This window comes from uncultured Gimesia sp. (assembly GCF_937919775.1).
Lineage (GTDB): Bacteria > Planctomycetota > Planctomycetia > Planctomycetales > Planctomycetaceae > Gimesia.
In genome coordinates, this window is sequence record NZ_CALFPF010000540.1 from 1 (window position 1) to 2,113 (window position 2,113).

Below are 2,113 nucleotides of genomic sequence, written 5' to 3' on the forward strand. Positions count from 1 at the left end.
AATATTTCGTACGACCTGCAGATAGCGTGAATCGTTGTGTTTATAGCGGGGCTTCAGCTTCAAGACGACTTTTTTATCGGTCTTGGCTTCCGCCAGTGGCTCTTCGATGCCGAATTTGTCAAAGTGGTGGAACCGACCGCCGATTCGATCCGCAATACGTTGCGCGTTTCGAATACTTTTGAAATCATTTCGCAGGTACAATGCCAGATCGCGATCTTCCGCAACGGAAATACCGCCTGACAGAATGCGACCACGACGCAGAATGCCGGCCACTCCTTCTTTCCGGTCTTCTTCCGAGATCGGCGGAATCAAAATCGCACCTTGTGCCTTCGCGAGAATATGACCTTTCAGGAGACCGCGTCCCTGAATCATGGCCTGTTCCGCGAGGTAAGATTCCATTAACCAGCCCCCTTCCAGGCTGGTCGCTTCACTGTTTCCGGGCAGATAAACTTCCACATCAAACGGCTCTCCTTTTTTTATCAAAGGAGGCAGATATGCTTTTACAATCACCAGCGCCGTGGAAGGATCGCGTAAGATCTGGTTCGGGTTTTTGACATTCCGACGACGCATCTCGCGCAGTAACGCTTCACGATGCACCGAGGGAGGAGGATTGCCGCCCGTCCCTTTCAAGCCGGTCACCAGCCCCACGCCTTGTAGCGCAATCAGGTTTTTACCGGTAATTTGTGTGTAATCTCCGACGAAAGGGGTTTCCACTTTCGACTCAAAATCTTCCGTTTCGGAAGTTTCCTCATCAGGACTTTGCGAACGCAGGCTGGCCGGGTTCCACCAGTTGGCCGGGTTCAAATTGAGTTTCTGACACCCCGAAATACCGGCTGCCAGCGTGATTACAACGATGAATAGATTGACAGAGTTCTTCACAGTACGACCCCGTTTGTGAGAAAATAGTCTTTTCAGAAAGTTTGTTTTCAACAGAGACCGGTTCCGAACGCAATGAGATCCTCAAGCAGCCAGGCGTTTATAAAACCTGCCCTTATCCAGTTAGGAAAACTGAACTACGACTTGAGTGATCAAACAGTGCCGGAATCGACAAAGCAGAAAACCTGAAGAGAATTGAGATTTGATTTGAGAGAGAGAGTTATGTGGATCGGAAGCTTATTGTAAAGCGAAAAACGGGTCAAGAGCGTTTTTCAGATTGGAAAACAGCAGAGATTGTTCTCTGTATTGGGACCTTCGGAGTGGATCGTTTTTGCAAAAGCTTATTTAAGCAGTTGCAGTTTCTCAGCTTCCGTGCGCGACTGACGAGTCCTGTTTTGGCTTTTTTTCGAATCAATCTGGACCTCAGTAATCGAAATCCCGTCAAAGAAATCAAATTCACTCTGGGCTGAGGGCTCAATTTCCACCAGATCAGTCGATCTGGCCAGGCGTTCTGTAATACTGACGTTATCAAAGGCAGTAATTCGCAGTGTATGTAGGTTGGAAAAAAGGAGCTGAATTCTGGAGGCTTCAATCTGAGTCGTTTTCTGATTGCTGGTTCGCAGCAGAGTGACATGCTCTCGGTCTCTACTACCTAAAATCACCAAACGCCCCTGAGCATGATTAATCAGGCTGGCATACCGTGCAAACAGCCGCAGCTGATCCCGCTCGTTTTCAATTTCGATATTACCTTCCAGACTCATTCCCAGATCTTGTTGATCCTTATAAGAAACCTCAATTCGGTCTGCCGAAAACCGGGTTTGCCCACACGTAAGCTGAGCGTTGCCGGTGAGACTGATTCGATTCTGATCATCATACGTGGAACTCAATTTCAGATCTTTTGCCTTTAACTCGAAGGGACCAAATTGAATCGTTTTTACTTTAGCCAAAATCGCCGCATCGTCTTTCGGCTGATGTCTGGGAACAGGTGCTGAGGTCTCTGCCAGACAAAGGTCATGTATTCCTGTCAAACAAAACAATACAACAAAAAATCTTGTAAACATGCAGAACTCCATTTCCAGTTTTGAAAGACGAACCCGGCCAGTGTTCTAACAGACAGTTCTTTAACAGTCCATGCCAGTTTTCGCTGAAATGGTCTCTTTGGTCGATCGCAGAATATCTTTGTCGAAACAGTTTTCAAACCAGCCCCATTGCGCCATGATAATAAGAACATTGTTAG

General features: G+C 47.2%; 2 protein-coding genes. Both read right to left on the reverse strand.

Annotation, left to right across the window (positions count from 1 at the left end; all coding sequences use genetic code 11):
• Nucleotides 1-879, reverse strand: an 879-nt coding sequence (locus Q0294_RS15485; protein WP_299467250.1) for a flagellar basal body P-ring protein FlgI, incomplete at its 3' end; no start/stop codon positions are given.
• A 338-nt stretch (nt 880-1,217) separates the two neighbouring features.
• The gene (locus tag Q0294_RS15490) at nt 1,218-1,937 is read right to left on the reverse strand and encodes a hypothetical protein (protein ID WP_299467252.1); all 720 of its coding nucleotides are present in this window, start codon (nt 1,935-1,937) and stop codon (nt 1,218-1,220) included.
• Nucleotides 1,938-2,113: the final 176 nt, after the last annotated feature.

What these genes read in the sequence shown, in the direction of transcription:
- Q0294_RS15490 (WP_299467252.1), bottom strand. Translation starts at nt 1,937, where the DNA reads ATGTTTACAAGATTTTTTGTTGTATTGTTTTGTTTGACAGGAATACAT.